Source organism: Caldalkalibacillus uzonensis, assembly GCF_030814135.1.
Taxonomy (GTDB): Bacteria; Bacillota; Bacilli; order Caldalkalibacillales; family Caldalkalibacillaceae; genus Caldalkalibacillus; species Caldalkalibacillus uzonensis.
In genome coordinates this window covers 121,754-147,315 of the sequence record NZ_JAUSUQ010000009.1, presented here as the reverse complement: position 1 = coordinate 147,315, position 25,562 = coordinate 121,754, and the positions used below count along the sequence as shown (strand labels likewise).

Annotated in this window: 25 protein-coding genes; 18 read left to right on the top strand and 7 right to left on the bottom strand. The window is 46.5% G+C overall.

What is annotated here, in order from left to right; all coding sequences use genetic code 11:
* Positions 1-33 precede the first annotated feature (33 nt).
* A complete protein-coding gene (locus J2S00_RS12865; protein WP_307340396.1) occupies positions 34-1,149 on the top strand; it encodes an AbrB family transcriptional regulator in 1,116 nt (371 codons plus the stop codon).
* A 20-nt stretch (positions 1,150-1,169) separates the two neighbouring features.
* Here J2S00_RS12865 and cshA read toward each other — a convergent pair whose 3' ends face one another.
* Both cshA and J2S00_RS12855 read right to left on the bottom strand, forming a co-directional pair.
* Positions 1,170-2,585: a degradosome RNA helicase CshA gene (gene cshA / locus J2S00_RS12860; protein WP_307340393.1), complete on the bottom strand. Its 1,416-nt coding sequence runs from the start codon at positions 2,583-2,585 to the stop codon at positions 1,170-1,172.
* A gap of 115 nt (positions 2,586-2,700) precedes the next feature.
* Positions 2,701-2,898: a cold shock domain-containing protein gene (locus J2S00_RS12855; protein WP_307340390.1), complete on the bottom strand. Its 198-nt coding sequence runs from the start codon at positions 2,896-2,898 to the stop codon at positions 2,701-2,703.
* Between the two features lie 223 nt (positions 2,899-3,121).
* On the opposite strand from J2S00_RS12855, the gene J2S00_RS12850 reads away from it, so the two are divergent.
* From J2S00_RS12850 to J2S00_RS12830, 5 genes are all read left to right on the top strand, one after another.
* Positions 3,122-3,889: a hypothetical protein gene (locus tag J2S00_RS12850; protein ID WP_307340387.1), complete on the top strand. Its 768-nt coding sequence runs from the start codon at positions 3,122-3,124 to the stop codon at positions 3,887-3,889.
* Positions 3,890-3,917: 28 nt separating this feature from the next.
* Positions 3,918-5,219 carry a UDP-N-acetylmuramate--L-alanine ligase gene (gene murC, locus J2S00_RS12845; protein ID WP_307340384.1) on the top strand — a complete coding sequence of 434 codons (1,302 nt, stop codon included), beginning with the start codon at positions 3,918-3,920 and terminating at the stop codon, positions 5,217-5,219.
* Positions 5,220-5,333: 114 nt separating this feature from the next.
* Positions 5,334-5,441 (top strand): YjcZ family sporulation protein, encoded by a 108-nt coding sequence (locus J2S00_RS12840; RefSeq protein ID WP_307340380.1) that lies wholly within the window; start codon positions 5,334-5,336, stop codon positions 5,439-5,441.
* Positions 5,442-5,586: 145 nt separating this feature from the next.
* Positions 5,587-6,363, top strand: coding sequence for a TVP38/TMEM64 family protein (locus J2S00_RS12835; RefSeq protein WP_307340377.1), 777 nt, complete (start codon positions 5,587-5,589; stop codon positions 6,361-6,363).
* Between the two features lie 146 nt (positions 6,364-6,509).
* Positions 6,510-7,208, top strand: coding sequence for a DUF421 domain-containing protein (locus J2S00_RS12830; protein WP_307340374.1), 699 nt, complete (start codon positions 6,510-6,512; stop codon positions 7,206-7,208).
* 70 nt (positions 7,209-7,278) lie between these two features.
* Here the strand turns inward: J2S00_RS12830 and J2S00_RS12825 are convergent, their stop codons facing one another.
* Both J2S00_RS12825 and J2S00_RS12820 read right to left on the bottom strand, forming a co-directional pair.
* Positions 7,279-8,229 (bottom strand): MBL fold metallo-hydrolase, encoded by a 951-nt coding sequence (locus tag J2S00_RS12825; RefSeq protein ID WP_307340371.1) that lies wholly within the window; start codon positions 8,227-8,229, stop codon positions 7,279-7,281.
* 100 nt (positions 8,230-8,329) lie between these two features.
* Positions 8,330-9,445, bottom strand: coding sequence for an aminopeptidase (locus J2S00_RS12820; protein WP_307340368.1), 1,116 nt, complete (start codon positions 9,443-9,445; stop codon positions 8,330-8,332).
* 135 nt (positions 9,446-9,580) lie between these two features.
* On the opposite strand from J2S00_RS12820, the gene J2S00_RS12815 reads away from it, so the two are divergent.
* The 7 genes from J2S00_RS12815 to J2S00_RS12785 all read left to right on the top strand — a co-directional run bounded on the left by J2S00_RS12815 (position 9,581) and on the right by J2S00_RS12785 (position 14,728).
* Entirely contained in the window at positions 9,581-9,979 is a 399-nt protein-coding gene (locus J2S00_RS12815; protein ID WP_307340366.1) for a VanZ family protein, read from the top strand.
* 111 nt (positions 9,980-10,090) lie between these two features.
* A complete protein-coding gene (locus J2S00_RS12810; protein ID WP_307340363.1) occupies positions 10,091-10,579 on the top strand; it encodes a DUF948 domain-containing protein in 489 nt (162 codons plus the stop codon).
* Complete coding sequence (locus J2S00_RS12805; protein ID WP_307340360.1) at positions 10,563-11,036, top strand: YtxH domain-containing protein; 474 nt, start codon at positions 10,563-10,565, stop codon at positions 11,034-11,036. Before J2S00_RS12810 ends, J2S00_RS12805 begins: the two co-directional genes overlap by 17 nt.
* Before the next feature lie 233 nt (positions 11,037-11,269).
* Positions 11,270-12,367, top strand: coding sequence for a bifunctional 3-deoxy-7-phosphoheptulonate synthase/chorismate mutase (locus J2S00_RS12800; RefSeq protein ID WP_307340357.1), 1,098 nt, complete (start codon positions 11,270-11,272; stop codon positions 12,365-12,367).
* Positions 12,368-12,436: 69 nt separating this feature from the next.
* Positions 12,437-12,718 (top strand): hypothetical protein, encoded by a 282-nt coding sequence (locus J2S00_RS12795; RefSeq protein ID WP_307340354.1) that lies wholly within the window; start codon positions 12,437-12,439, stop codon positions 12,716-12,718.
* A 245-nt stretch (positions 12,719-12,963) separates the two neighbouring features.
* Positions 12,964-13,986 (top strand): catabolite control protein A, encoded by a 1,023-nt coding sequence (gene ccpA / locus J2S00_RS12790; RefSeq protein ID WP_307340351.1) that lies wholly within the window; start codon positions 12,964-12,966, stop codon positions 13,984-13,986.
* A gap of 22 nt (positions 13,987-14,008) precedes the next feature.
* Positions 14,009-14,728 carry a 5'-methylthioadenosine/adenosylhomocysteine nucleosidase gene (locus J2S00_RS12785; RefSeq protein ID WP_307340349.1) on the top strand — a complete coding sequence of 240 codons (720 nt, stop codon included), beginning with the start codon at positions 14,009-14,011 and terminating at the stop codon, positions 14,726-14,728.
* 75 nt (positions 14,729-14,803) lie between these two features.
* Here the strand turns inward: J2S00_RS12785 and J2S00_RS12780 are convergent, their stop codons facing one another.
* Positions 14,804-18,058 (bottom strand): penicillin-binding protein 1A, encoded by a 3,255-nt coding sequence (locus J2S00_RS12780; RefSeq protein WP_307340346.1) that lies wholly within the window; start codon positions 18,056-18,058, stop codon positions 14,804-14,806.
* Between the two features lie 147 nt (positions 18,059-18,205).
* On the opposite strand from J2S00_RS12780, the gene tyrS reads away from it, so the two are divergent.
* Complete coding sequence (gene tyrS / locus J2S00_RS12775; protein ID WP_307340343.1) at positions 18,206-19,444, top strand: tyrosine--tRNA ligase; 1,239 nt, start codon at positions 18,206-18,208, stop codon at positions 19,442-19,444.
* A gap of 71 nt (positions 19,445-19,515) precedes the next feature.
* Here tyrS and rpsD read toward each other — a convergent pair whose 3' ends face one another.
* Entirely contained in the window at positions 19,516-20,118 is a 603-nt protein-coding gene (gene rpsD / locus J2S00_RS12770) for a 30S ribosomal protein S4 (RefSeq protein ID WP_307340341.1), read from the bottom strand.
* Between the two features lie 487 nt (positions 20,119-20,605).
* On the opposite strand from rpsD, the gene J2S00_RS12765 reads away from it, so the two are divergent.
* From J2S00_RS12765 to J2S00_RS12750, 4 genes are all read left to right on the top strand, one after another.
* Entirely contained in the window at positions 20,606-21,973 is a 1,368-nt protein-coding gene (locus J2S00_RS12765) for an acyclic terpene utilization AtuA family protein (protein ID WP_307340338.1), read from the top strand.
* A gap of 3 nt (positions 21,974-21,976) precedes the next feature.
* Positions 21,977-22,345 carry an AtuA-related protein gene (locus tag J2S00_RS12760; RefSeq protein WP_307340335.1) on the top strand — a complete coding sequence of 123 codons (369 nt, stop codon included), beginning with the start codon at positions 21,977-21,979 and terminating at the stop codon, positions 22,343-22,345.
* A gap of 141 nt (positions 22,346-22,486) precedes the next feature.
* Positions 22,487-23,149, top strand: coding sequence for a forespore capture DNA-binding protein RefZ (gene refZ, locus J2S00_RS12755; protein ID WP_307340333.1), 663 nt, complete (start codon positions 22,487-22,489; stop codon positions 23,147-23,149).
* Between the two features lie 83 nt (positions 23,150-23,232).
* Positions 23,233-24,996 (top strand): septation ring formation regulator EzrA, encoded by a 1,764-nt coding sequence (locus J2S00_RS12750; RefSeq protein ID WP_307340330.1) that lies wholly within the window; start codon positions 23,233-23,235, stop codon positions 24,994-24,996.
* A 68-nt stretch (positions 24,997-25,064) separates the two neighbouring features.
* Here the strand turns inward: J2S00_RS12750 and J2S00_RS12745 are convergent, their stop codons facing one another.
* Positions 25,065-25,529: a winged helix-turn-helix transcriptional regulator gene (locus tag J2S00_RS12745; RefSeq protein WP_307340327.1), complete on the bottom strand. Its 465-nt coding sequence runs from the start codon at positions 25,527-25,529 to the stop codon at positions 25,065-25,067.
* Between the last annotated feature and the right edge of the window lie 33 nt (positions 25,530-25,562).

Here is a 25,562-nt window from a genome sequence, read left to right as displayed (position 1 = left end):
ACACTGCAAGTATAGTATTTACACAGGTTCGTAATGAAAGAAGGTTGCAGGCAGATGTTCCCTTTTATCAAAACTCTGGTGCTATCCCTAGGAGGGGCTTTTCTTTTTTACTTGGTCGGCTTTCCCTTGCCCTGGTTGCTGGGACCGCTGACAGTGATAATTATATATCGTTTTTTTGTTTTCTCCCCATTGTATTGGCCCAGTGGACTGCGCCAAACAGGACTGGTCATACTGGGTTATGCTCTCGGCTCTTATTTTACGCTGGATATGGTTCGTCAATTGCTTGTCCATCTGCCGGCCATGTTTATAAGTACTGTGTTGCTCATTTTGTTCAGTGTGCTTCTTTCTTTGGGATTGTTCCGTCTAACGGGTGAGGATTGGCCCAGCTTGCTCATTGGCAGCATCCCCGGAGGTTTGGCCCAAATGGTGGTCTTGGGAGAGGAGCTGGAGCAGATTAACCCCATTGTGGTGACCATGATGCAAATGATACGTATATTGGTCGTGATTTTTCTTGTTCCGGGCATAATCTGGGTGTGGTCCCAGTATGGGGGCGAAGTGCTCTTAAGCACTTCGGATTTCCGTTTTGGAGAACAGCGGGCACAGGCTGCCCCTGTCTTTCATTATCTGCTCTTTCTGTTGGCCGTTATAGCAGGGGTAGCTGCTGCTGTGAAATTGAGTCTGCCCACTGCGTATCTCATTGGCCCCAGTATAGCCACAATCATTGTCATCCTACTGGGTGTACCTGCGCCCGAGCTGCCTGCCCCTATCTTTATTCTCTCTCAATTATTTATTGGTACCCATTTGGGCTTGCAGATTCAACCAGGAAAAATATTGGAGCGCCGAAAGCTAGGGTTATATACGTTATTATCCAGCTTGTTGTTACTTGTTTTTACCTTGCTCATGGCCTTCGTGATGAGCCAGGTGTATGACGTCTCTATTCTTTCTGCCTATTTAAGTATGGCCCCGGGCGGTATTGCGGAGATGGGAATTACCGCCAAAGAGGTTGGCGCTGACCTGACACTGGTAACCGGCTATCATTTGTTTCGTGTCTTTTTTATTCTGCTGGTGTTGGCCCCTCTGTTAAAATGGTGGATTCCACGGTTCGGTCGCCATTCCGGAAAGCAGGGGAAAAGTCAAGTCACACTTTAAACACATTGGTTCTTGTATGATTAGGGGCGGTGTTTATGTCTCATTTTGTCCGTTTTTGGATATCTTGGCCGGTTCGGGCGTTTTTTTCTTCCATGTACCTGCTTCTTTTTCTTTACTTGCAGGGGCTCCTCTGCTGTGAGCCGGACTGGGGTTTGATCCGGTTCCTTGGTTAACAATTTCAAGGCAGCAGCCACCAATGTGACGGAGTCTTGTTCCTCAAGCAACTCTTGGGCCATACGTTGGAAAGCTTGAATGTCCCCTTCCTCTGCTACTCTTAACAGCGTCTCCATGGCGGTTTGCTGCCGCCCTTTTAATACCTCATTGATCGTGGGAATCCGTCGTTTCTCCAGTTTGCGCTTCGTCAGCCGCTCGATGGTTTTTAGATGGTCTATTTCCCGGGGGACCACAAAGGTGACCGCTTGTCCGGCTTGTCCGGCCCGTCCAGTGCGGCCAATCCGGTGTACGTAGTTCTCGGGATCCTGTGGAATATCAAAGTTATAGACATGAGTGACACCTTGTATGTCCAGACCGCGGGCAGCTACATCAGTAGCCACCAAAATGTCGATGGTCCCGGAACGGAATTGGTTAATCACCTGATCCCGTCTGTTTTGGCTTAGATCTCCGTGTATGCCCTCGGCCAGATAACCCCGTCGTTTGAGTGCCTCAGACAGTTCATCCACCCGCCGTTTCGTACGGCCGAATACAATGGCCAGTTCAGGGGACTCCAGGTCAAGGAGGCGGCAGAGCACGTCAAATTTTTGTTTTTCCTGCACCTCAAGATAATATTGATCAATTAAAGGCACAGTGACTTCCTTGGCCCTTATTTTTACTTCTGCAGGCTGGCGCATAAAACGGAGGGCCAACGTTTTAATGGGCTCTGGCATGGTGGCTGAGAACAGCAGTGTTTGTTTTTCCTGGGGGCATTGCTCCAAAATGGCGGTGATGTCATCAATAAAGCCCATATTCAGCATCTCGTCTGCTTCATCCAAGATCACGTGGGCAATATGGTTCAGGCGCAAGGTTTTGCGTCGCAAGTGGTCCAGCAGGCGCCCAGGTGTTCCGACAATAATATGAGGGAATTGTTTTAAGGCTTTGATTTGGCGATTGATGTCTTGCCCGCCATAGACAGGGAGTGCCCTCACTTTTTTAAACTCACCAATCCGGTTCAGTTCCTCGGCCACTTGAATAGCGAGTTCTCGCGTGGGTGTTACGACCAGCCCTTGTGTGTGGTTGGCGTGCACCTGTATACTTTCAATCATGGGGATGCCAAAAGCCGCCGTTTTCCCCGTACCTGTCTGGGCCTGGCCAATCAGATCTTGTCCTTCTAAAGCCAGGGGGATCGCCTCGGCCTGGATGGGTGTCGCTTCTTCGAACCCCATTTTCGCTAAGGCTTGTTTAACGGGTTCTGAAATATTCAAGTCTTGAAAATGTACCATACTTGTTCAAACTCCTTATATCCGTTTCTTTTTTCTTTGATATTATCATGTTCATTAAAAAAGAGCATGATCCGTCATAACGGAACAATGCTCTTATCAACGTCATATTTGCTGATTATAAGCGAACGACATTGGCAGCTTGAGGTCCGCGATTGCCTTCCACAATATCGAATTGTACGCTTTCGCCTTCCTCAAGGGTTTTGTAACCTTCACTCTGAATGGCTGTGTAGTGTACAAATACATCGTCCCCATCGGGTCTCTCGATAAATCCAAAACCTTTTTCAGCGTTGAACCATTTTACTTTACCGACCATGTTTCGGCCTCCTTACTAAAATTTTGTTGATGTGTTGATTAAAAACTGAATACTTTCACTTGCTTCGACTTACTAAGAGGCCGAACAGGTTGCAGTCATTCAACTTTTAATCAAACTTTCTTCATTATACCATAATTTTATAAAAACGCAAGTCAAGATTGCATGTTCCCCATGATTAAGGGTTGTGGTATAATATCTTTTTGACGATGAATGAGATAGGGTGTTGAGATTGAAAGGGACTGTGCTCTTTATTTTGGCCCTCAGCCTAATAGCACTGTTTGTAGCTGTCGTCCTTTTTACCCTGTTTTCAGGGGCCTCGCTGTGGTTGTATGCCATTATTTATTTTGTCCTTATTTTTTTGTGGTATAAGCCAGTGCTTGTTTTTTATCATTCTTTCCGGGCTGGGCATATGTTAAAACAGGGAGATCTTGAGGGCGTCAGCCTAAGTTACCAACATATTGCCCGTTTAAAACGGAATGAAGGATACGGGGATTATGCCCAAGGCTTGGCCTATTACTATCAACGGGACTGGCATAAAGCGAAGGCAGCCTTCGAAAGAGCTTTGGAGCGGGGAATTAAAACGCAGAAAAAAACAATGGAGCCTTTAACCCGGATGGCTCTGATGGCTGTCAATATGCAACTGGGTAAGAAGCGGGAAGCAATGCAGTGGATGAATGAGATAGAAGAACAGATGAACACGGGAAATCACTTGTCCTCTAAACTTTTAGCCCTGTTTTACACGCTTAAAGGAGAATGGCTGTATCATCAGGGGCAGCAAGGGGAGTCAGAAAAGGCGTTTGAGCTGGCCCATGCACACGATGCCGACCTGATTGGCGAGGAAGCGTATTACTATGCAAAATTGTTAGTTGAACTGGGAAAAGAAGCGCAGGCTAAACGGGTGCTTAAGAGATTGTTGGACCCACAAAACAAATGGGAATTTTTGAGGGTCGACCGTAAACAGGCAGAAAAACTGCTGCAAACCATTGGATAGGCGTAATTGGGGATGGAGGTAGGCAATAATGACAACATATCATTTTATTGGCATCAAAGGATCGGGGATGAGTGCACTGGCACAAATTTTGCATGACTTGGGTCATCAGGTTCAAGGCTCGGATGTAGCCACCTTTTACTTCACCCAACAACCCCTTGAAGAAAAAGGGATTCCCATTTATCCCTTTTCTAAGGACAATATCCAGGCAGGCATGACGGTGATTGCGGGGAACGCTTTTAAAGAGGAACATGAAGAAATTAAACAAGCCCATGAGATGGGGATTCCTGTTTACCGTTATCATCATTATTTGGGCAAGCTGGCTCAGCATTACACCAATGTGGCTGTGACCGGTTCCCACGGCAAAACGTCCACAACCGGCTTGCTGGCCCATGTGCTGAGCGCCATCTGCCCCACCTCTTTTTTGATTGGAGACGGAACGGGTAAGGGAGAAAAAAACAGCCAATATTTTGTTTATGAGGCTTGTGAATATCGCCGCCATTTTCTGGCTTACCAACCGGATTATCAGATTGTGACCAATATTGACTTTGACCACCCTGACTATTTCCGCCATGTGGATGATGTTGTCGATGCCTTTCAAAGTTTGGCCAACCAGACCAAAAAAATGATCGTCGCCTGCGGAGATGATCCCAATGTACAGCGTCTCAAACCTCGTGTACATAAGTTGACCTACGGTCTGGAACAGCACAACGAATTGCAGGGTGAAATTTTAAGTGCCAATGAACAGGGCATGACCTTTTCAGCAACGTATCAGGGGAAAAGGTTAGGGGAGTTTCATATCCCTCTGTACGGCCGCCACAATGTGCTTAATGCGTTGGCTGTGATTGGCGTTTGTTTGGTTGAAGAGTTGCCCATGTCCGAAGTGAAGCACCATCTCACCACCTTTGGCGGAGTGAAGCGCCGCTTTTCAGAGAAAGTGTGGAAAAAGGGCAACATTTTGATCGACGACTACGCTCACCATCCAGCCGAGATCAAGGCCACAATTGAAGCGGCCCGCACCAAGTATCCCGACCGTAAGCTGGTCTCGATTTTTCAACCTCACACGTTTACTCGTACGGAAACGTTCTTGAATGAGTTTGCTCAGGCGCTGTCGGCAGCGGACGAGGTCTATTTGTGTGATATTTTTGCTTCAGCCCGAGAGAAGCAAGGCAACCTGACCATTGAAGATTTAATGCGGAAACTGCCTGCTTCACGCTTAATCAGTGAGGAGACAGTGGACCAGCTCCATCGTTACTCCAATGCGGTATTGCTGTTTATGGGCGCCGGCGACATTCAAAAAGTGCAGCATGCCTTAGAGAGGAGCCTATCTTAGCCTGGTGACCAAAAACTCCACTTTTGTCCCTCTTACCTAGGGTGACCAACCTGCATATTGTAGTAGTGACCACCACCCATAAAGGGTGATAGCTAAAAGGAGGGACATGAGATCATGAGCGGTAAAGCAGCAGCTTATCCTTTCCATGGAGGATTCACTTTAATTGTCGTGTTGTTTATCTTGCTGGTTATTGTTGGCTGCAGCTGCTGGGGGTATTGGTAGGTCAGGCTTAACACTGAAAGGCAAAGGATACAGGAGCCACTGGCCATCACGGTCAGTGGCTTTAAACATGTGCTAAAGTCTTTCCTCCCTGGCCAGTAAAAGATATAATGACAGTGGTAGGTAATGTAGGCGAAGGAGTCTGTCCATGTGGTCCATTGTTATCAAGAAAAGTGTGCTGAAAGCGGCCTTCATGCTTATCTTAATTTTATTTTTGATATGGATTAACCATCGTTATTTAAATTGGACACCTCTCTCGATCCGAGAATGGATTATCTCTTTTGGTTGGTTTGCTCCTGTCGTATTTATCCTGCTCTTTACCGTCCGCCCCTTGCTGTTGTTCCCTTCATCTATCTTGACTATTACGGCAGGACTGGCGTTTGGCCCCGTATTAGGCACCTTGTATTCTCTGACAGGTTTAATGATCAGTGCCGTGGTTGCTTTTGGAGTAGCCAGGAAATTAGGGAAAGAAATTGTCCAAAAAGATTGGACAGGCAAGTTTGGCAAGCTGCAGTCCCAGCTTGAACAAAAGGGGTTTGTTTATGTATTGGTGCTGCGCCTCATACCGTTTATTAATTTTGATCTGATCAGTTACTTGGCTGGCATCTCCAAAGTGCATTTCCGCTCATTTTTCTATGCCACGTTGATCGGTGTCATCCCGGGCACTTACGGTTATACATTTGTTGGCCATATCCTTGTAGAACGGGATCCCTGGCAATTGATTAAGCTGGTGCTGCTCTTCGGAGTCTTGATTGTCATCCCCTTGGTCTTTCGTAAAAAACTGGCCGGTGCGTTGGGGATTTTTACTGACAAGATCAAGAAACAGGGGGAAGGACAGGAGAAGAGAGTTGATAGCCAAACTAATGGCCATGGCCACACCGTCATCACCGGCCAGGAAAACAACGATCACACTAACTCTGTTTAAAAAGGAATAGATCCGCGGCAAAGTAGAGCTCTGTGCGTCCACTTGGGTGTACAGGGTTTTTAGTTGCTTATTTTTAAAGTTTCGTATACCGATATAGGCGTTTGCCCATACTTATTATTAGAATTTTAGCTTGGAGGAAGTATACGTTGGAAGAGATAGATATGAGTTTAATGGCGGTAAAAATTCTCGTTGGCTTTTTTACCTTGTTTTTGATGACTAAGTTATTGGGAAAAACATCGATAAATCAATTAACTCCATTTCATTTTATTTTTGCGTTAGTGCTTGGGGAGTTGTTAGGAAATTCAATTTATGAAGACAAAATCAAGCTGGTGCATTTTTTGTTTGCTGCTGGCCTGTGGACGTCTTGTTTGTGGGGGGTAGAACGTTTAACTCAAAGAAAGAAATCAACGCGTGCCTTTTGGATCGGTAACCCCGACATTGTGATTCGGGACGGAATTATTGACCGAAACGTGTTACTAAAGAATAAATTGGATGTGAATCAATTGTTAAGCCTGTTACGGCAAAGCGATGTTTTTTCGGTACGTGAGGTTAAATACGGAATACTTGAACCCAATGGCACCATTAGTGTCTTGCGAAAGTCCATGTATCAAAAACCGAATAAATTAGATCTTAATCTTCCCCAAAGCCCGGTAAATCTCCCGATCACCCTGATTATTGATGGAGAAGTATTATGGGATAACTTACAGCAGCGAGGATTTGATCAACTATGGTTGAAAAATCAGCTCCGCACCCATGGCTTTGATGATGAAAAAGGGGTATTTTATGCTGAATGGCGGGACGGGGAAGGCATTCATATCAGCCCCAAAATAATCTCCCATGATTAGTATTAATCATGGGAGTTTTACTGCACTTTAACAAGGTTGGTTTCACCTGAACTTGAGTCCCCATACATCTCTAATCCTGATGCTGCTTGGACAGATAATCAAAAATTCCCAGGGAACAGACCATCATATCCAGTTTTAAAATTTCATACAGCTCGGTGTGCTGGCGAATGTCAATCGTTTTATAATGGTCGAGGAGCTGTTCAAGCAAAATTTGCGCCAGGGCCTGGGGTTCCTGTCCATTGGTATAGGCCTTTTTTCCTTCCTCCACGAATACATCCAGCCAATGCAAGACTTGCTGGCGGGCTTCATCGACAGCGGTGGTCATGCCAAAATGGCCAAAATAAATCCGTTCAATGCCTAAGCTGCACATGCGTTCAATAGAGTGGCGCATGGCCGCCGGATCAAAATGATTGGGAGAGGTGGAAGGCAAGTACAACTGTCCCCCGGCTTCCTCCATTTGAGGATAGCGGATGCCAAACGTGTCTCCGGAAAAGATGCCGTTGCTGACAGGATCGTAAATACTAAAATGATGTCTGGCATGGCCTGGAGTATCCAGGAACTGTAGTGTCCGCTTGGAGCCGATTACAAGTGTATCACCGTCATTTTTGACAAGCAGGCGGTCTTCCGGTACGGGGACAATAGGGTCAAACAGACGGTCAAACTGATCTTGATAAATCGCCTTTGCCCCGGCAATCAACCGGGATGGATCAACGAGATGGCGGGCGCCCCGCGGGTGAACCACCACTTGCGCGTGGGGGCACTTTTCCAGCAACAGACCGGCGCCCCCTGCATGATCCAGGTGAATGTGGGTGACAATGATAAATTTAATGTTCGCCGGATCCAGTCCAAGGGCATTCAGCCCCTCTAAAATATGCTGAACGGATGGGCTCGGGCCTGTTTCAATGATGGTTAACGCTTCCTCAGCGAACACATATGTGCCAGTGCGGCCGGAAAAACCCAGGTCATAGCCGTCAATCAAATATATACCGTGTCCCAAGCCAACGGGTCGTTTCGCTGTCATATTCAACAACTCCTTTTTATATTAAAAATTTTATAACAATGGATGGTGGACGGCTCCTGTCGTGAAGGTCACCCTAACACAAACAGGAGCCTCATTGCCGTTATTTCAGCGCTTCCGGATTAAGGTCCTGCAGTTCGTCAAGTACAAACCGTCCGTCTTTGCGGACCAGCACCCCGTCAAAATACATTTCTCCGCCGCCGTAATCTTCCCGCTGGATACACACCATGTCCCAGTGCACGGAAGAGTGGTTGCCATTAGAAGCTTCATTGTAGCATTGACCGGGAGTAAAATGGAAGCTGCCGCAAATTTTTTCATCAAATAAAATATCTTTCATAGGATGCAGAATATACGGGTTGACGCCGATGGCAAACTCGCCGATATAGCGGGCTCCTTCATCCGTATCTAAAATTTGGTTCAGCCTGTCGGTATCGTTAGCAGTGGCTTTAATAATTTTGCCGTCTTTAAATTCCAACTCCACATTTTCAAACACAAAGCCTTGATAAGGAGAAGGGGTGTTAAAGCGCAGCGTACCGTTCACAGAGTCACGAACGGGAGCGGTAAACACCTCCCCGTCAGGAATATTAAACTCCCCGGCGCATTTAATGGCCGGGATATCCTTGATGGAGAAGGTTAAATCTGTACCGGGGCCTGTGATGCGCACCTGGTCTGTGCGGTTCATCAGCTCCACCAGGGCATCCATCGCTTTGGACATTTTGGCATAATCCAGGTTGCATACTTGGAAATAAAAGTCTTCGAACGCCTCAGTGCTCATGTTGGCCAATTGCGCCATGGCGGGGCGGGGCCAGCGCAAAATCACCCATTTGGTGTGCGGCACCCGAATCTTGCTATGTACAGGATGGGCTACATGTTTGGCATAGGCTTGCATTTTTTCAGCAGGTACATCGGCCAGTTCACTAATATTATCACCGGAACGGATCCCAATGTAAGCATCCATCTCTCTCATGCGATCCGCTTCCCATTTGGCCATCAAATCCAGTTGTTCCGGCTCTGCACCCATGAGAAGGGCCCGGTTTACACTGGGTTCCTTGAGCGTGACAAAGGGATAGCCTCCTACGGTATAAACCTCTTTAATCAGGGCGTGTAGCAAATATGGCTCCACTCCGATGTTTTCAATCAGGATTTTTTCTCCCTTTTGCAGGCGGACTGAGTAATGAATCAGATTTTTGGCCAGAGTTTCGATGCGTGGGTCTTTCATTTCCTCACCTCATTTTGTAAATTAAAGAGTGTCTGTGTAAATTAAAGAGTGTCTGTTTAATTACTAGTTTAGCAAATGGATGAGTAAGTGAACAGCCGCTAGGTCAACCGGCAGGAAAAAAGGGAGGGAGAGTTGGTGAACAGCTGGCAGATCGTCAAGCATTGGCGCTGGATTCCAGCGATAGCCTGGATGGGCCTTATTTTCTATTTATCTTCCCGTACAGGGGAGGAAATTCAATCTATGTTCCCCATGTTTGACCGTCTGGATTGGGGACATTTTGTGGCCTATTTCATTTTAGGCTTGGCCTATTGGTTTGCTTTACAAGGCTATGCCTTGAACGAATGGAAACGAAAAGGCTGGGCGGTACTGCTCTCGTTTTGCTATGGAGTCAGTGATGAAATCCATCAAGCATTTGTTCCTGGTAGGCATCCCGATCCGCTTGATGTTGTCAACGATGTGCTAGGCGCCACTTTGGCCATGCTCATGGTTTATGGGTGGCGAAAATGGAGAAAAAATAAGTTTATGTTTTTGTGAACAGGGTATTCCACTTACAACGGCGAATACATAAGCAGTACCGCTTGTCCTAGTGTTAAAACTAAGATTGTGTGGGATTTGTAGACAGGAGTTTGAGGAGGGAGAAAAACAATGGGCATCATTGAAATTAGCGTGGCACTCATCTCTGTTGCTTTTGTTGTCTTAGTGATTTATTTTGTCAAAACCTTGGTTACCGTTCAGCGGTCACTTCAACAATTAAATGACAATATGACCAGTATGCAAAGCCGTGTGGATGAACTGAGCAGGGAAACGACTGATTTAATCCGCCAGACTAACCGGCTGACAGAAGATATTTACAACAAATCACAATCACTGGATCAGCTGTTTAAGTCAGCGGAAGAGATTGGCCAAGCCACCAGGCAGGTAACCAGTTCCTTAAGACAAATCTCGGCCACCATTATGGACAGTGTTACCCGCAGTGTCCAGCACACTACTGTGAAGAACCAAAGCAAATTGGATGAGATTATGAAGGTTGTCAGCTTATCCATGGAGCTTTGGCATAAATGGCAAGCTTACCGCACTCAAAAAGAACATGATCACAATTCAGAAGGAGGAATAAAGTATGGCAGATCAAAATAATATGAATGGCAAAGATTTTGTCATTGGGGCTATCGTTGGAGGGATTATAGGTGCCTCCGTAGCTTTGCTCCTGGCGCCTAAATCTGGCCGTGAATTAAGGGAGGACTTATCGGACGGCTATCAAACAGCATCCAAGAAAACACTGGAGTTGGCCCGGCAAGTGAGTGACTATGCTGAAACGTTTGCTGAAAAAATGAAAGATGTAGCCAGCCAAATGAAGCATGAGATACAAACGTTCAAAGAGCAAGCCCAGCAGGCTGCAGCCGACCGTGCACAGAACGTTCACCAAGTGGTTGATTACGTTAAGGATGAGGCAGCAGCTGCAACGGACAAAGCCAAGGAACAGGCCAATCAAATCTTGGAGCAGGTTAATGCCAAAGTGGATGAAGTGAGGAAGGAAGTAGAAGAAGTGAAAAAGAATGTAGAGCAACGCGTGGAAAGAGAAACGGATAAGTAATGATTGTTTTTGACTTCCCTTTCCTTGAAAAAGAAAAACTAGTCCAATACTGTTGAAACCGGTGCCTTGAGCTCTGGTCTCTAATGAGACAACTTAAGCATCGGTTTTTCATTTAATAATCTATTAATCTACTTTTACAATTTTATGCGTTAAATTATTAAAAAATCCTATTGCAATTTGCAGACAATCGTGTTAAATTAACCATTAAATATTTGTATAGGGGTGGAGAAAGCATGAGTGAGAAAGGCCTAGATCAGTTAGAACAGTTAAGAAAACGCTTAGACGAGATCAACTTGCAAATCTTGGAGCTCTTAAGCGAACGGGGGCGTATTGCCCAGGAAATCGGTAAGGTTAAGCTGAAGTCAGGCATTAACCGTTTTGACCCGGTGCGTGAACGAAAAATGTTGGACATCTTGGCTGAGAAGAACCAGGGACCGTTTGAGACCTCCACGATACAGCATATTTTTAAAGAGATTTTCAAAGCGTCCTTGGAGTTGCAGGAAGATGACAACCGCAAGGCACTCTTGGTCAGCCGTAAAAAGCAAAAAGAAGATACAGTCGTGGATATCAAGGGGGTAAAAATTGGGGGCAGTGAACCTGTTCTTATTGCCGGTCCGTGTTCAGTTGAAAGTTATGAGCAGGTTAAAGCGGTTGCCCTTAACCATAAACGTCAAGGACTGAAACTGTTAAGAGGCGGGGCATTTAAACCCAGAACGTCTCCCTATGACTTCCAGGGCTTGGGGATTGAAGGTTTGAAAATTTTGAGACAAATCGCTGATGAATTTGACTTGGCGGTTATCAGTGAAATTGTGTCTCCTCATGATATCGAACTGGCCATAGAATACATTGACGTAATTCAAATCGGGGCCCGTAACATGCAAAACTTTGAGCTGTTGAAAGCGGCTGGTTCGGTCAATCATCCAGTACTACTAAAAAGGGGAATGTCGGCCACGATCCAGGAATTTATGTTTGCTGCGGAATACATTGTTTCCAAGGGGAATAAGCAGGTTATGTTGTGTGAGCGGGGCATCCGTACCTATGAAAAGGCCACACGCAACACCCTGGATATCTCGGCCATTCCCATTTTAAAACAGGAAACACATTTGCCGGTTCTGGCCGATGTCACTCATGCTACTGGCCGTCTGGATTTGTTGCTGCCTACGGCAAAAGCGGCTTTAGCCGCTGGTGCTGATGGGGTCATGGTAGAGGTGCATCCCGACCCTGCGGTGGCTCTGTCTGATGCGAACCAGCAAATGGATTTGGGACAATTTAATGACTTTTTATCTGAACTGCAAGCCTCCGGCTTGTTGAAGGCTAAAGCGAGGGTCTGACAGATTTGACTTTACATCCAAAAAAGAGTAAGGTAAAAGCATAAAAACTTCTGTAACTAAGGTGAGAACATGGATGACATTTTAATCGCATTTGCACTGACTGCTTTTACCTTTCTCATCAACATCCCCCTTGGCGTGTGGCGTGCTTCAGTCCGTAAGTTTTCGCTGACTTGGATGGTGGCTGTTCATGCCTCGGTCCCCATCATCATTGCTTTACGCCTCTGGTTAGGGGTTTCCAATTGGTTGATTCCCTTGCTTATTGCCGTTGCTGTGTTGGCTCAATGGGTCGGTTCTAAGCTTTATCAACAAAAATATGCTATTAACCAGGTGAAAAAAGTTGGCGAGGAGTAATTCGCCAACTTTTTGTGTTTGGGATTAAAGGAGGTGCCGGTATTCGTCTTATTTGAGATTCAGTGACAAATGATCACTGGCAATTGCATCACGTTATAAATTGTCGTATGATAACATTATACTTTTGAAAATATATGAAAACCATTAAAAGGTTTTAAGGTAAATATTGTTATTTTGCTTCCAGACTAACCGGCCACACATAGATATGGATGTGATAAACATGGTCATTGAAGGAGGGAATATAGGTGAAAAACGTAACCATTTATGATGTAGCCCGAGAAGCAGGGGTATCCATGGCTACTGTTTCCCGTGTCGTTAACGGCAACCCGAACGTCAAACCAGTCACACGCAAGAAAGTATTGGAAACCATAAAACGTTTGGGTTACCGTCCCAATGCAGTGGCCAGGGGGCTGGCCAGCAAACGGACCACTACGGTTGGGGTGATCATCCCCGATATTTCCAGCCTGTTTTATGCTGAGTTGGCCCGGGGGATCGAAGATATTGCCACTATGTATAATTACAATATCATCTTGTGCAATTCGGATCAGCGTCCACAGAAAGAAATTCATCTCATTAACACCCTGCTTGAGAAACAGGTTGACGGCCTGTTATTTATGGGCAATCAGATAACCGAAGAGCATATTGAATTGTTTACCACTTCTACGGTGCCTATTGTGTTGGCTTCTACTAAAGACGAAAAAGAAGAGATGCCCTCTGTGGTGATCGATTATGAACAAGCTGCCTACGATGCGGTCAAGCTTTTGCTTGACAAAGGTCATACGCGTATCGGTTTCATCTCCGGTCCTGTTGAAGATAAATTTAGTGGACAAGAACGACTGACCGGTTACCGTAAGGCCTTGGAAGAAGCAGGACTGCCAGTCGATGAGACTTTGATCCGCTACGGTGATTATCGTTATGACTCCGGGTTGAAGGCAGCTGAAGAGTTGATCGGCCTGGCTGAGCCGGCAACAGCGATTGTCGCCATGAGTGATGAAATGGCCATAGGTGCCATTCATGCCTGCCAGGACCACGGCCTGAAAATTCCAGGTGATGTAGAAGTCATCGGTTTTGATAACACCCGCTTAACTTCCATGGTGCGTCCCCGTCTGACCAGTGTGGTTCAGCCCATGTATGATATCGGAGCGGTGGCCATGCGCCTTCTGACGAAGTATATGAATAAAGAGCACATTGATCATCATCTGGTTGTCTTACCTCATCGCATTGAGGAAAGAGAGTCAACCAAAAAAAATAGGACAGAAAATAAGTGAAGAGAGAGCTGGAGGAAAGGCCATGAGCAAACTGATAGGCATAATGGGAGCCATGACGGAAGAGATTGAACTTTTTTTAGAGGCCATGACTGATGTGAAGAAAAACGTACGGGCAGGGATCACCTTTTACCAGGGAAGATTGTACGGCAGTGACGTTGTGCTATGCCAATCCGGAGTGGGAAAAGTTAATGCCAGTGTCTGCACCCAAATCTTGATTGATGATTATCAGGTCAAGTACATTATCTTCACCGGTGTGGCTGGCGGGGTTGCCCCGGAGCTAAACATTGGAGATATTGTCATTTCAACGGAATGCCAGCAGCATGATATTGATGCTTCTCCCGTCGGGTTTAAGAAGGGTGAGATTCCCTTCGCCGAAACATCTGTTTTTGCAGCGGATCCTTATTTGATTAAACTGGCCGAAAGTTACCGTCCAGAAGATGAGACTATTCAAGTTGTGAAAGGTAAAGTATTGTCAGGTGATCAGTTTATTGCTGATCCCGAACAGGTGGCTGAGTTGTACAAGACTTTTAACGGCAGTTGTGTAGAAATGGAAGGGGCAGCTGTCGCTCAAGTGTGTCACCTTAACCAGATTCCGTTTGTTATTATCCGCTCGTTGTCAGATAAAGCCGACCGGGAAGCGAAGGTCAATTTTACTGAGTTTACAAAGGTGGCAGCCAAACGCTCCTATGAACTGGTCAACCATATGCTTAAACAATGGCAGGCTGCCGTATCCAAAGCATAACTGTTAATATGGATAAGCGGATCAAAAACTCGTATTGTTAAAGGGATGGCTATTTTGAGCCATCCCTTTTTTTAGCTAGTGGACAAAAAGGCTGCTTAAGAAGCCGAATACACTTTGTCTGCTGGCTTCATTGTCTTGATCACCGTTGTCATCTCCGTTATTATCCGGTTCTTTTGGAGGGTCTGGTTTTTCCGGAGGATCAGGTTTTTCAGGAGGCTTGTTCCCTCCGCCGCCATTTCCTGGGGGCTCATCTCCGGGTGGTTCAGGTTCTGTAGGAGGCTCAGGCTCTGCCTGTGGCGGCCCGGTTACTTTGACACGGATGGCCTCAGAAGGCGGTGATTCACCTGCCCGGTTCACAGCAGTGACTTGGAACCAGTAGTCACCTGCCCCTCCCAATGAGGTATGGGCATAGTTAGTATCGCCGGTTCTGCCCAGAGGTTTAAACGAACCTTGGGCACTGGTTGCATAGTACACCTGGTAATATTCTACCTGTTCATCCTCGGGATTAGCTCGCCAGCTAAGCTGTACAGACAGTTCCCCACCTTGGCCTGTGAGACCAGTCGGTTGAGATGGGGCATCCGGCAGGAAGAACTGATCGGGATCTTGGGCATTGCTTACAGCGATGGCTGAAGGCTCTGACTCCTGACCGGCGATGTCCACAGCGGTGACATAATAGGCATAATCCCGTCTTGCACCGGCACTGTCATGATATTGTGGTTCCTCATGTAAAAGGACGCTGCCAATATGTTTAAATTCACCATCATCTCCGGCGCGATACACACGGTAGCCAGCCAAGTCGGATTCATTTACTGTACTCCAGGAAACAGTGATTCTCCCTTCGCTCCGCTTAGCCTGGACATTGGCAGGCGCTGCGGGTACTTTGCCATTTTCCTGGCGGGGATCTTCTTCTGCTGGAGCCCGTATCTCTTCATCAGCTATAGGATATCTTCGAGTCCAACCGGATGGATACTGAATCTCTTCAGTTAAGACATAAATACCTTTTTCCACCAGGTCATCAGGGGTGCTCTCTTTGGCCAGGTAGCGTTTATCATTGACGGTGATGATCCGTGCTTCCACTACCCGGTCATCAGTTTTGGTTGGCACGAATTTTGCATTAAAATAGTCTGTCACCAGCCACCCTTGTTTCTGGCACAAAGTGGAGGGTAACAACCCAGATTTGGAACACACAGTCCGCCGCACAATCCCTTCCGGCTGGCGGAAGCGGGCTTGGGCATCCACCAATTCAGGACGGATGTCTCTCACCGTTTGCATCAGCTGGGCCCACAAATCCTGGTGACGTTCACTATACTTGTTAGCCAGCGTCACATTTCGCTCGTAGCCCCGCCATAACCCTAGAGAAATTTGCGGGGTATACCCCACAAACCAATAGTCATAGGTGTCGCTGGTTGTCCCCGTTTTGCCCGCCACATCCAGAGAGCCCAAACGGCGTCCAATGCGACTGGCTGTCCCGGAACGGACAACATCACGCAGCATATCATTCATCAAAAAGGCGGTCTGAGGAGAAAAGACCTCAACAGGTTCTGGCTGATGGTCATAGACCGTCTCTCCGTCTATTGTCTCAATACGTTCAATTAAGTAAGGTTGGAGGTATTTTCCTTCATTGGCGAAGGTGGCAAAAGCCGCGGTCAGCGCTTCAACGCTGACGGTCCAGCCCCCCCCTCCGATAGCACTAGGTAAAACATGCAAATCTTGCTCTTCAAACATGGTCAAATTCATTTTGTGCAAATAGTCCAGTACTGCCTCGCTATTGTGGTTACGGGCCATTTCCATCGCTTTGATGGCCGGAATGTTATAGGATTGCTCCAGGGCTTTTCGGACCGTTACCAGTCCATGAAAACGGCGGTTAAAGTTTTGGAACAGATGCAAGCCCCGGCTGCCGTCGCGAGCAAACATGGGCACATCGTCAATGACTGAAGCGGGTTGGAGGACACCCAGCTCAAAGGCGGGGGCATAATCCAAGATAGGTTTAATGGATGACCCGGGCTGCCGTCCGGCGCGGCTGAAATTCACCTGTGATTCATGATAGTCACGCCCTTCAATCATGGCTAAAATGGCCCCGGTTTCGTTGTCAATGAGGGTGCCCCCCACTTGTTCTAAGAGACCCAATTCTTTTTCTTCACCCGTTTCCGGATCCTTCACTAGTTTAGTTTCGTTACTGCTGCGCGGGCCAAATTGGGCCTCAGCCACCACATCCTTAAACGCTTCATACAGCTCTTTGTCAATCGTCGTGTAAATTTTATATCCACCCCGGAACAGATCTTGCCGAGCCTGCTCCCGGTACTGCTCCAAATTGTCGACCTCGCTCCGCTCCAACCCTTCTTGTTCTAACCGTAAATCGAGCAGAATTTCAATAGCCGCCTCCTCGATGGCAAATGTTAAATAGGGGTAATTTTCCACCATGGTGCTTTGCGGCTTAGCCAAGCTGGCCTCGATATCAAAGGCCAGTGCTTGTTCATATTCCTCCTGCGTAATACGGCCTGTCTCCAACATGCGCTGCAGGACATAATTCATGCGTGTCAAACCGCGCTCCAAGTTGTCCTCGTTCTTACTGCCATTGCGATTGAAGGGTGTATACCGCCCCGGGGCTTGAATCATGCCGGCGATATAGGCAGACTGGGCAATTGAAAGATCACCCGCATCCACACCGAAAATCCCTTCTGCTGCGGCGCCGACACCCTCTATGTTGGTGCCGTTGGCGTTATAACCCAGGTAAACCACATTCATATACGCTTCTAAGATATCCTCTTTGGAAAACATTCTTTCTACACGCATGGCCAACAGCAACTCATTAAACTTGCGGTCAAAGGTACGTTCAGCTGTTAGTAATTGGTTTTTGACCAGCTGTTGTGTCACCGTACTGCCTCCGGTGCCCTGGCCGGGGGAGGTTAGCTCTTCCATCACAGCCCGGCCCAAGCCACGTACATTGATACCTGGATGTTCAAAAAATTCATTGTCTTCCGTGGCTAGTATAGCGTCAATTAAATGGGGAGACACTTCTTCCAAGTTAACCGGCTGGCGGTGAGTATCTGTGCGTAAGTAGCCAATAAACTCATTATCCCGAAAATACGCTTCCCCAGTCTGATGGATATTATAAATGTCCGATTTGATTTCCTCATAACTGCGGATGGGTTCATCATGGACAAAAGAGGCAAAATAGCCGGCGGCCACACCTCCGGCAAACAGAAGCCCCATGATCAGCAAGACAAACAGCACTTGAGTGACAAGCCAAGTCACCTTCAAGAGATAGACCCATCTCTTTTGTTTGACCAACTGACCTTTGCCCTTATTTTGCTTTTGATCATTAGACATGCTCCGACTCCTCCCTAAACGTCACCGCTATTATATCACAATCCCTTTTGATTGGGCTAATGATTGACTTTTGGCAAGGGAAATGCTATGTTTGGGAATTATGAATGGTGTTCAGCGAAAAGCAGGAGAAAGGGGTATGGAAGACAGATGTCCGCAGAAATCAGCTTAACGCCAGCACAGCAAAAAGAGGTAGATAGACAGTATGAGATTTTAAAACGGGGCGTGGTTGAGATCGTTCCGGAGGAGGGGCTAAAACAAAAACTAGCCCGTTCCATTGCCACTGACACACCTCTCAAAGTGAAGCTTGGTGTCGACCCGACAGCCCCGGATATCCATCTGGGTCATACGGTTGTCATCCAAAAATTGCGCCAGTTTCAGGAACTGGGTCATACCGTTCAGTTTTTGATCGGGGATTTTACTGGGCGTATTGGGGACCCCACAGGCAGGTCAGAAACCCGCAAGCCCCTGACCGAGGAACAAGTAAAACAAAACGCCCAGACCTATGTCAAGCAATACGCTAAGATTTTGGATATGTCCAAGACAGAGTTACATTATAACAGCAAATGGCTCTCTGCCCTCAACTTTGCCGATGTACTTGAACTGGCCGCCAAAACAACGGTGGCTCGCATGCTGGAACGGGATGATTTTGAGAAACGTTACAAGGCCAACCAAGCCATTAGTTTGCATGAATTTTTCTACCCGCTGATGCAGGGGTATGATTCAGTCGCTCTGGAATGTGACGTTGAATTGGGAGGCACAGATCAGAAATTTAACCTGCTCATGGGCCGTCACCTGCAAAAAGAATACGGCAAAGAACAGCAAGTAGCCATCATGACCCCGCTCTTGGAAGGACTGGATGGGGTACAAAAGATGAGCAAAAGCCTGGGCAACTATATCGGCATTGATGAAGAGCCTAATGAGATTTTTGGTAAAACCATGTCCATCCCTGATGAGTTGATGGTTAAGTACTATGAGCTGGTCACTGATATACCATTAGAGGAAGTGAAGCGGATAGAGGCCGGTTTAGAGGACGGGTCCATTCATCCCCGCGACGCCAAAATGAACCTGGCCAAAACACTGGTCACCATGTATCACGGAGAAACAGCGGCAGAGCAGGCGGAAGCCCACTTCAAAACGGTATTTCAAAAGCGGGACTTGCCTGAGGATATGCCGGAAAAAAACTGGACAGGAGATGCAGCGGTTAACATCGTAGATTTATTGCACGCCTTAAACATGGTGCCTTCCAAAGGAGAGGGCAGACGGATGGTACAGCAGGGCGCCGTGCGGATTGATGGAGAGAGAGTGGCTGATATCCAGGCAGAAGTCCATGTGCGGGCAGAGATGATTATCCAGGTGGGCAAGCGTAAGTTTGTGCGGATCAAATAGCATACGTGATCATGAATGAAAACAGCCCCCGATATCCACATGGGATGCCGGGGGCTGATGTGTAGATCAACTTAACGGGAGTAGAACTCAACAATAAGTGATTCTTGAATTTCGGAAGGTAATTCGCTGCGCTCTGGCAGACGAATGTAAGTACCTTCCATGTTGTTTTCATCAAAAGCAAGATAATCTGGCAGATAGTCACGCTCTTCCAGAGCCTCTTTAACTACCGCAAGGTCTTTGCTTTTTTCACGCAGGCCGATGACATCACCCGGTTTGCATTGATAGGAGGGGATGTCCACTTTCTGGCCATTCACCGTGATGTGGCCATGGTTAACAAGCTGGCGGGCCGCACGGCGGGTGCGGGCAAAGCCCAGACGGTAAACAAGGTTGTCCAAGCGGGATTCAAGCAAGATCAAGAAGTTTTCACCCACGATACCGGACATTCTGCTTGCTTTGTCAAATAAGTTACGGAATTGACGTTCATTTAATCCGTACATATGGCGCAATTTTTGCTTTTCTTGCAGCTGAATGCCATACTCACTTAATTTTTTGCGCTGAGTAGGACCATGTTGTCCCGGAGGATAAGGACGCTTTTGTAACTCTTTGCCTGTGCCAGTCAGGGAGATTCCCAGACGGCGGCTGATTTTCCAAGTTGGACCTGTATAACGAGACATACGTTAAAACGCTCCTTCCACATCATAGTTTAAGCTTGAGCAAGCGGTGATCTCAGTCCTATAGCCATTTTGCTTTCACACACCTTCGCCCCGATAGCTAAGGGTTACACGGTGCACCTTTTGAACAAATCTCAGCCGCGGTTCAAAAGGAGCAAAATGGAGAGGGTGTTCTATAGGCTGTTCACCCTGGCTATCTTGCAATAGATTGTGTTGGTTATTTTTACACAACTTTTATTGTAGCTTTAAGAGACCGTTAAAGTCAAGGCTAATTAAACAACAGATCATTATTTTTGTTGTGCCCTGTCAACCGGGCCGAATGGTGGACTTTACGGTAGAATTAAAATAGACTATGTTCTGAAAATTTGTTATAATATGAGTGGTTGTGACGAACGAGCGTTCAGTCATCAATGAAGAATGCTGCACATATACGTGGATATGAGGGTTTTTCATAAAAAGTAAGCGTTTACAAAGTGAGGAGGGGTTAAGTTTGAAAAAGGTCAGAGTGGGAGCCGGACAGGGATTTTATGGCGATACCATCTACGGTGCCCTGAACATGGCCAAATTTGGCAATGTCCAGTATATTTGCTTTGACTGCCTGGCAGAACTAACGATGGCTATCTTGCAGAAAGACCGTCAAAAAGATCCGAGCAAAGGTTACACCAAAGACATCACTGTGACAGCCAAACAGCTGCTGCCATTTGTAAAAGAGAAAGGTATCAAATTGATTACCAATGCAGGTGGCATTAATCCCGAGGGTGCCAGGGACGAAGTGGTGCGTATTGCCAAGGAGTTAGGCATCGAAGGGATTAAGGTAGGTATTGCCACAGGAGACAATATTTACCCCATTCTCGATGAACTACAGGCCAAAGGGATCTCCTTTGCTGATTATGAAACAGGGGAACTGTTCACCAAATCAAAAGCAGACATTTTGTTTGCCAGTGCCTATCTGGGAGCCTGGCCCATTGTAGAATGTTTGAAGCAGGGTGCTGACATTGTCATTACTGGCCGGACGACAGACACTGCCCAGTTTTTGGCCCCCATGATCTATGAGCTGGACTGGGCCGAAGATGACTGGGACAAATTGGCCCTGGGTGTGCTGCTGGGCCACTTGATGGAGTGCTCCGGCCAGGCTACAGGAGGGAACTTCAGCGGGGATTGGTGGAACATTCCCGACATGGAGAACATCGGCTATCCCATTGCCGAAGTGTATGAAGACGGGAGAGCTGTGATCACCAAGCCGGATAACACAGGGGGCAGAGTCTCCATTGACACCTTGAAAGAGCAGTTCTTGTATGAAATTCATAATCCTTCCCATTATGTCACACCTGATGTAATCGCCGATTTTTCCGCTGCCCGGTTTGAAGAGATAGGAAAGAACCGGGTGCAAATCTCTGGTGTGAAAGGAAAACCCAAGCCACCGACCTTAAAGGCGATCATGGGCTATCCCAATGGTTACATGGGGGCGGGTATGATCGGTTACTCCTGGCCTGATGCCTTAAAGAAAGCGCAGAAAGTGGATGAAATCATCCGCAAGCAGATTGAGCTGTATGAACTGCAAGTGAATGATATTCACACCGAATATATTGGCTACAATTCTATTCACGGTCCGCTCGCTCATCCTGTGGATGAAGATAAGTTGAATGAGGTGTATGTGCGTATTGCCGTGCACACCAATACCAAAGAGGAAGCGGTACAATTCGGCCGGCTCTTCCCGCCGCTTGCCCTAAACGGACCACCGTTTGTTGGCGGTTTGGCCAATCTGTACTCCGTGCGCCAATTGCTAGGTTTATGGTCTGTTTTGATCCCAAGGGATGAAATCGAGTCACGCGTGAAGATTAACGTGGAGGAGGTCTGAGCTGTGGCCAAAGTGCAATTGCGTTATGTAGCTCAAGCCCGTTCCGGGGATAAGGGCAACACCTGTGACTTGGGCTTGTTTGCCAAAACAAAAGAGATGTATGAGGTGTTTAAACGGGAAGTAACGGCAGAAAAGGTTAAAGCCCATTTTGAGCCTCTGGTGGAGGGGGAGGTCAGCCGCTATGAGGTGGACAATGTGTATGCTCTCAAATTTGTCCTTGAAGATGCCCTGGGTGGAGGGGCTCCGTCATCTTTACGGACAGATAATCTTGGCAAATCATTCGGCTCCAATTTGCTCCGTCTGGAGATTGAAGTACCCGATGAACTGTTAACCGGGGAACATTGCATAAAAGTGCCTCCTGGTAAAACGTAGTTGCTAAGCACTCCCAGCATCACATGCACACCAAGCAGGCTAATTGGAAGCCTGCTTTTTTACCGATAAAAATACGTGTTTTTTAGCATCCCCTATTGGAATGAGCTGCGGTGGGGCCTGATCTTATGCTATGATTAAAGGGTGGATGAGCTTACAAGGGGGGATTCCATAGTGGGCAGCCGGGAACAGAAAAAGGCGAAAGAACGGATTAAGGAAGCGGCACTGGAACTCTTTTACTACCAGGGATTCCACTCAACCACAGTACGCCAAATTGCCCGGCGGGCTGACGTCAACCCGGCGATGATTTCATATTATTTCAAGGGGAAGAAAGGGCTGCTCGAACAGTTGATGGTCCAATTTTATGAGGGTTATTTTAATGTGATTGAACAACATCAGGCGGGGGATACTGGGGAAAAATCCAGCCTGGTACAATTGTCTGCCTATCAGCGCTTGATCACCACCCTCACAGCCAGCTTTGACTACCTGTTTGAACATTATCACATGACCCGGTTTATTTACCGGGAGTTAACGATCGACTCCACATTGATTAGAGAAATTATGACGGTTTACCTAAGCAGAGAGAAATATTATTACATGACCTTGCTTGAAGAGTTAAAAGAAGCTGGGGATTTGAGGAGCGGTGATATTGAGATGATGACCTTGCAGCTGCTCAATACATTGTATATGCCATTCTTACAGCCCCAAGTCATCCGCGAGGTCTATTATATTGAACCCCATTCCCATGAGTTTAAGCAGCGCTATTTGGAACAACTAAATTTTTCTGTAGAAAATCGTTGTCGATAGCAGGGATTTTGTATAAAAATAGCGAAATAGAGTACATATCATCCGGGATCGGACAAAGGTTTACAACAAAAACATGCACTTCATTGCAAACAGTACAACAACAAGCGTTGATTGAAGGTGGAGATCCTGCTATGTCGCTGAATATAACAGTATTGCTGAATATAACAGTATTATTGGTCATTCTTGTTTTTTTGCTTTATTTTGCAGGTTTGCTTTACCGCCGGCGCATTTACCGGCACGTGGATAAGCTGGAGCAATGGAAGATTGACATCGAAAACCGTCCAGTAGCCGAAGAACTGGCACGGTTAAAAAGCTTAAAGATGGCAGGTGAAACGGAAGCCAGCTTTGAGAAGTGGAAGGGGCAGTGGGAAGAAATTGTCACGGTTATCCTGCCTGATTTGGAAGAAACCTTGATTGATATTGAAGATTATGCCTTGCGCTTTCGGTTTGTTACTTGTCACCGGCTGATCCAAACAGCCCAAGAAAAATTGTGGGATGTAGAAGAGACATTAGAAACCATTAAGGAAGAGATTGATCAACTGACAGAGAGTGAAAAAGGCAACCGGGAAAAAATGACTGTTCTGCACGAACAATTACAAGAATTGAAACGTTTGTTGCAAAAGCACGCCATGGGGCTGGGGATCTCATATCCGGTATGGTATGACAAGTACAAACAAGCTGCTGACTGGTATAATGAATTTCAAGAAGCCCACAACAACGGTAATTATCTCCAGGCCCAAGAACTGCTCAACAAGGTGGATCTCACTTGTCAGGAGCTGTATGAAGCCATTGAAGTTTGCCCAAATATTATTCGTACCATCGAGCATGATATCCCCCGTAAACTTAAAGAAGTCGAAGATGCGATACAGGAAATGAAAAGTAAAGGTTACCAGGTAGACCACACCGGAGCAGAAGAGCAATTGGCCGAAATGCTGAAAGCGAAGCATCAAGTAGTCGCTTACATGCAAAACGGGGAAATAGACAATATGAAACAATGGCAGGACCATGTGCTGGAAGGGATTGAAGAGATCTATCAGCGCTTGGAACAAGAAGTGGAGAACAAGGCATATGTGGTTGAGAACATCGGGCAATTGGATGCCAGACACGCAGCCTTAATGGAAAAATTTAATGAGCTGAAGCGTACAGTAGGCGATTTTAAACTTTCTTACTCCTGGGATAATGAATGGGAAAGCAAACATGACGCACTGCAAAAAATGTTTAAGGCCATGCAGCATACTTATGATGCACTCAAAGTGGATCCTGACAAAATAGATCAGCTCTATCCCACTTTAAAGCCCGAGTTGGAGCGTTACTTTACTAATTATGAACAATTATTGGAGAAAACCGCTTCTTTCGAAGAAGAGATTCAAACGATCCGTAAGGATGAGCTCGATGCCAAAGAGGAAGCTCAGGATTTGAAGCGGAATCTGACTAAAGTAAGGGCCCATCTTCGCAAGAGCAACCTGCCAGGTCTGCCAGATCATGTGCAGTCCGGTCTGAACATTGCTACTGAGGCTTTACAGGAACTACAGGCATCATTGGAACAGGCCCCGATCGATATGAATCGTGTTCAGTATCAGTTGAAAGAAGCCAGATCACAGGTGCAGTCCATTGCTCAAGTCGCCTCAACCGTCATCGAATTAGCCCACAGGTCAGAGCTGCTCATTCAATACGGGAACCGATTCCGCCGGGAACATGCTGAAGTGAGAGAAATCCTGGAGGGGGCTGAACAGGCTTTCAGGGATCTGCAGTTTAGGGAAGCAGTTGAACTGGCGGAACAGGCTTTGGATCTGGCTGACCGCAACTGGCGGAAAAAACTAGAGGAAAAACAGAGTGTTTCGGTTTAATCTGGTACATTGATAGCAGGTGCGTCATTCACTGTAAGGGAGCTCAAGGGCTTCCTTTTTTTTGTTCATTACGACGACAAGTTTGAGTTACTAGTGGCAGCTTTGACATAATGGATATCTTTTACTGTTGCGTTACAATTCGGGCAAAAATATTGCACCTGCACCTGATGTCCACATTGCTTATGGACCAATTCAAAATATGTTGGCGATAAGTATTTGTTGCCCCATATACCCAAGGCGTGAATAACATGCCTTAAGTCTTCTCCTTTTTTTGTCAGCTTGTATTCAAATCGGGGAGGGTGTTGACTATATAAGTTTGACACTATGATTCCTTCCTTTTCTAAGCTTTGTAATCTGTCTGAAAGGATATTAGGTGCAATCCCTTTCAATGATTCTTTTATTTCATTAAATTTATTTTTTCCCTCTAATAAATCACGAATGATTAACAAGGTCCAGCGGTCTCCTATTATATCTAGCGTTTTAGCAATATTACAGGCTAAATTGTATTTTTTACTCATGTCTTCTCCTTTCATCTAGGGAATGTGTTATCCTGGCCATTTTTTCAT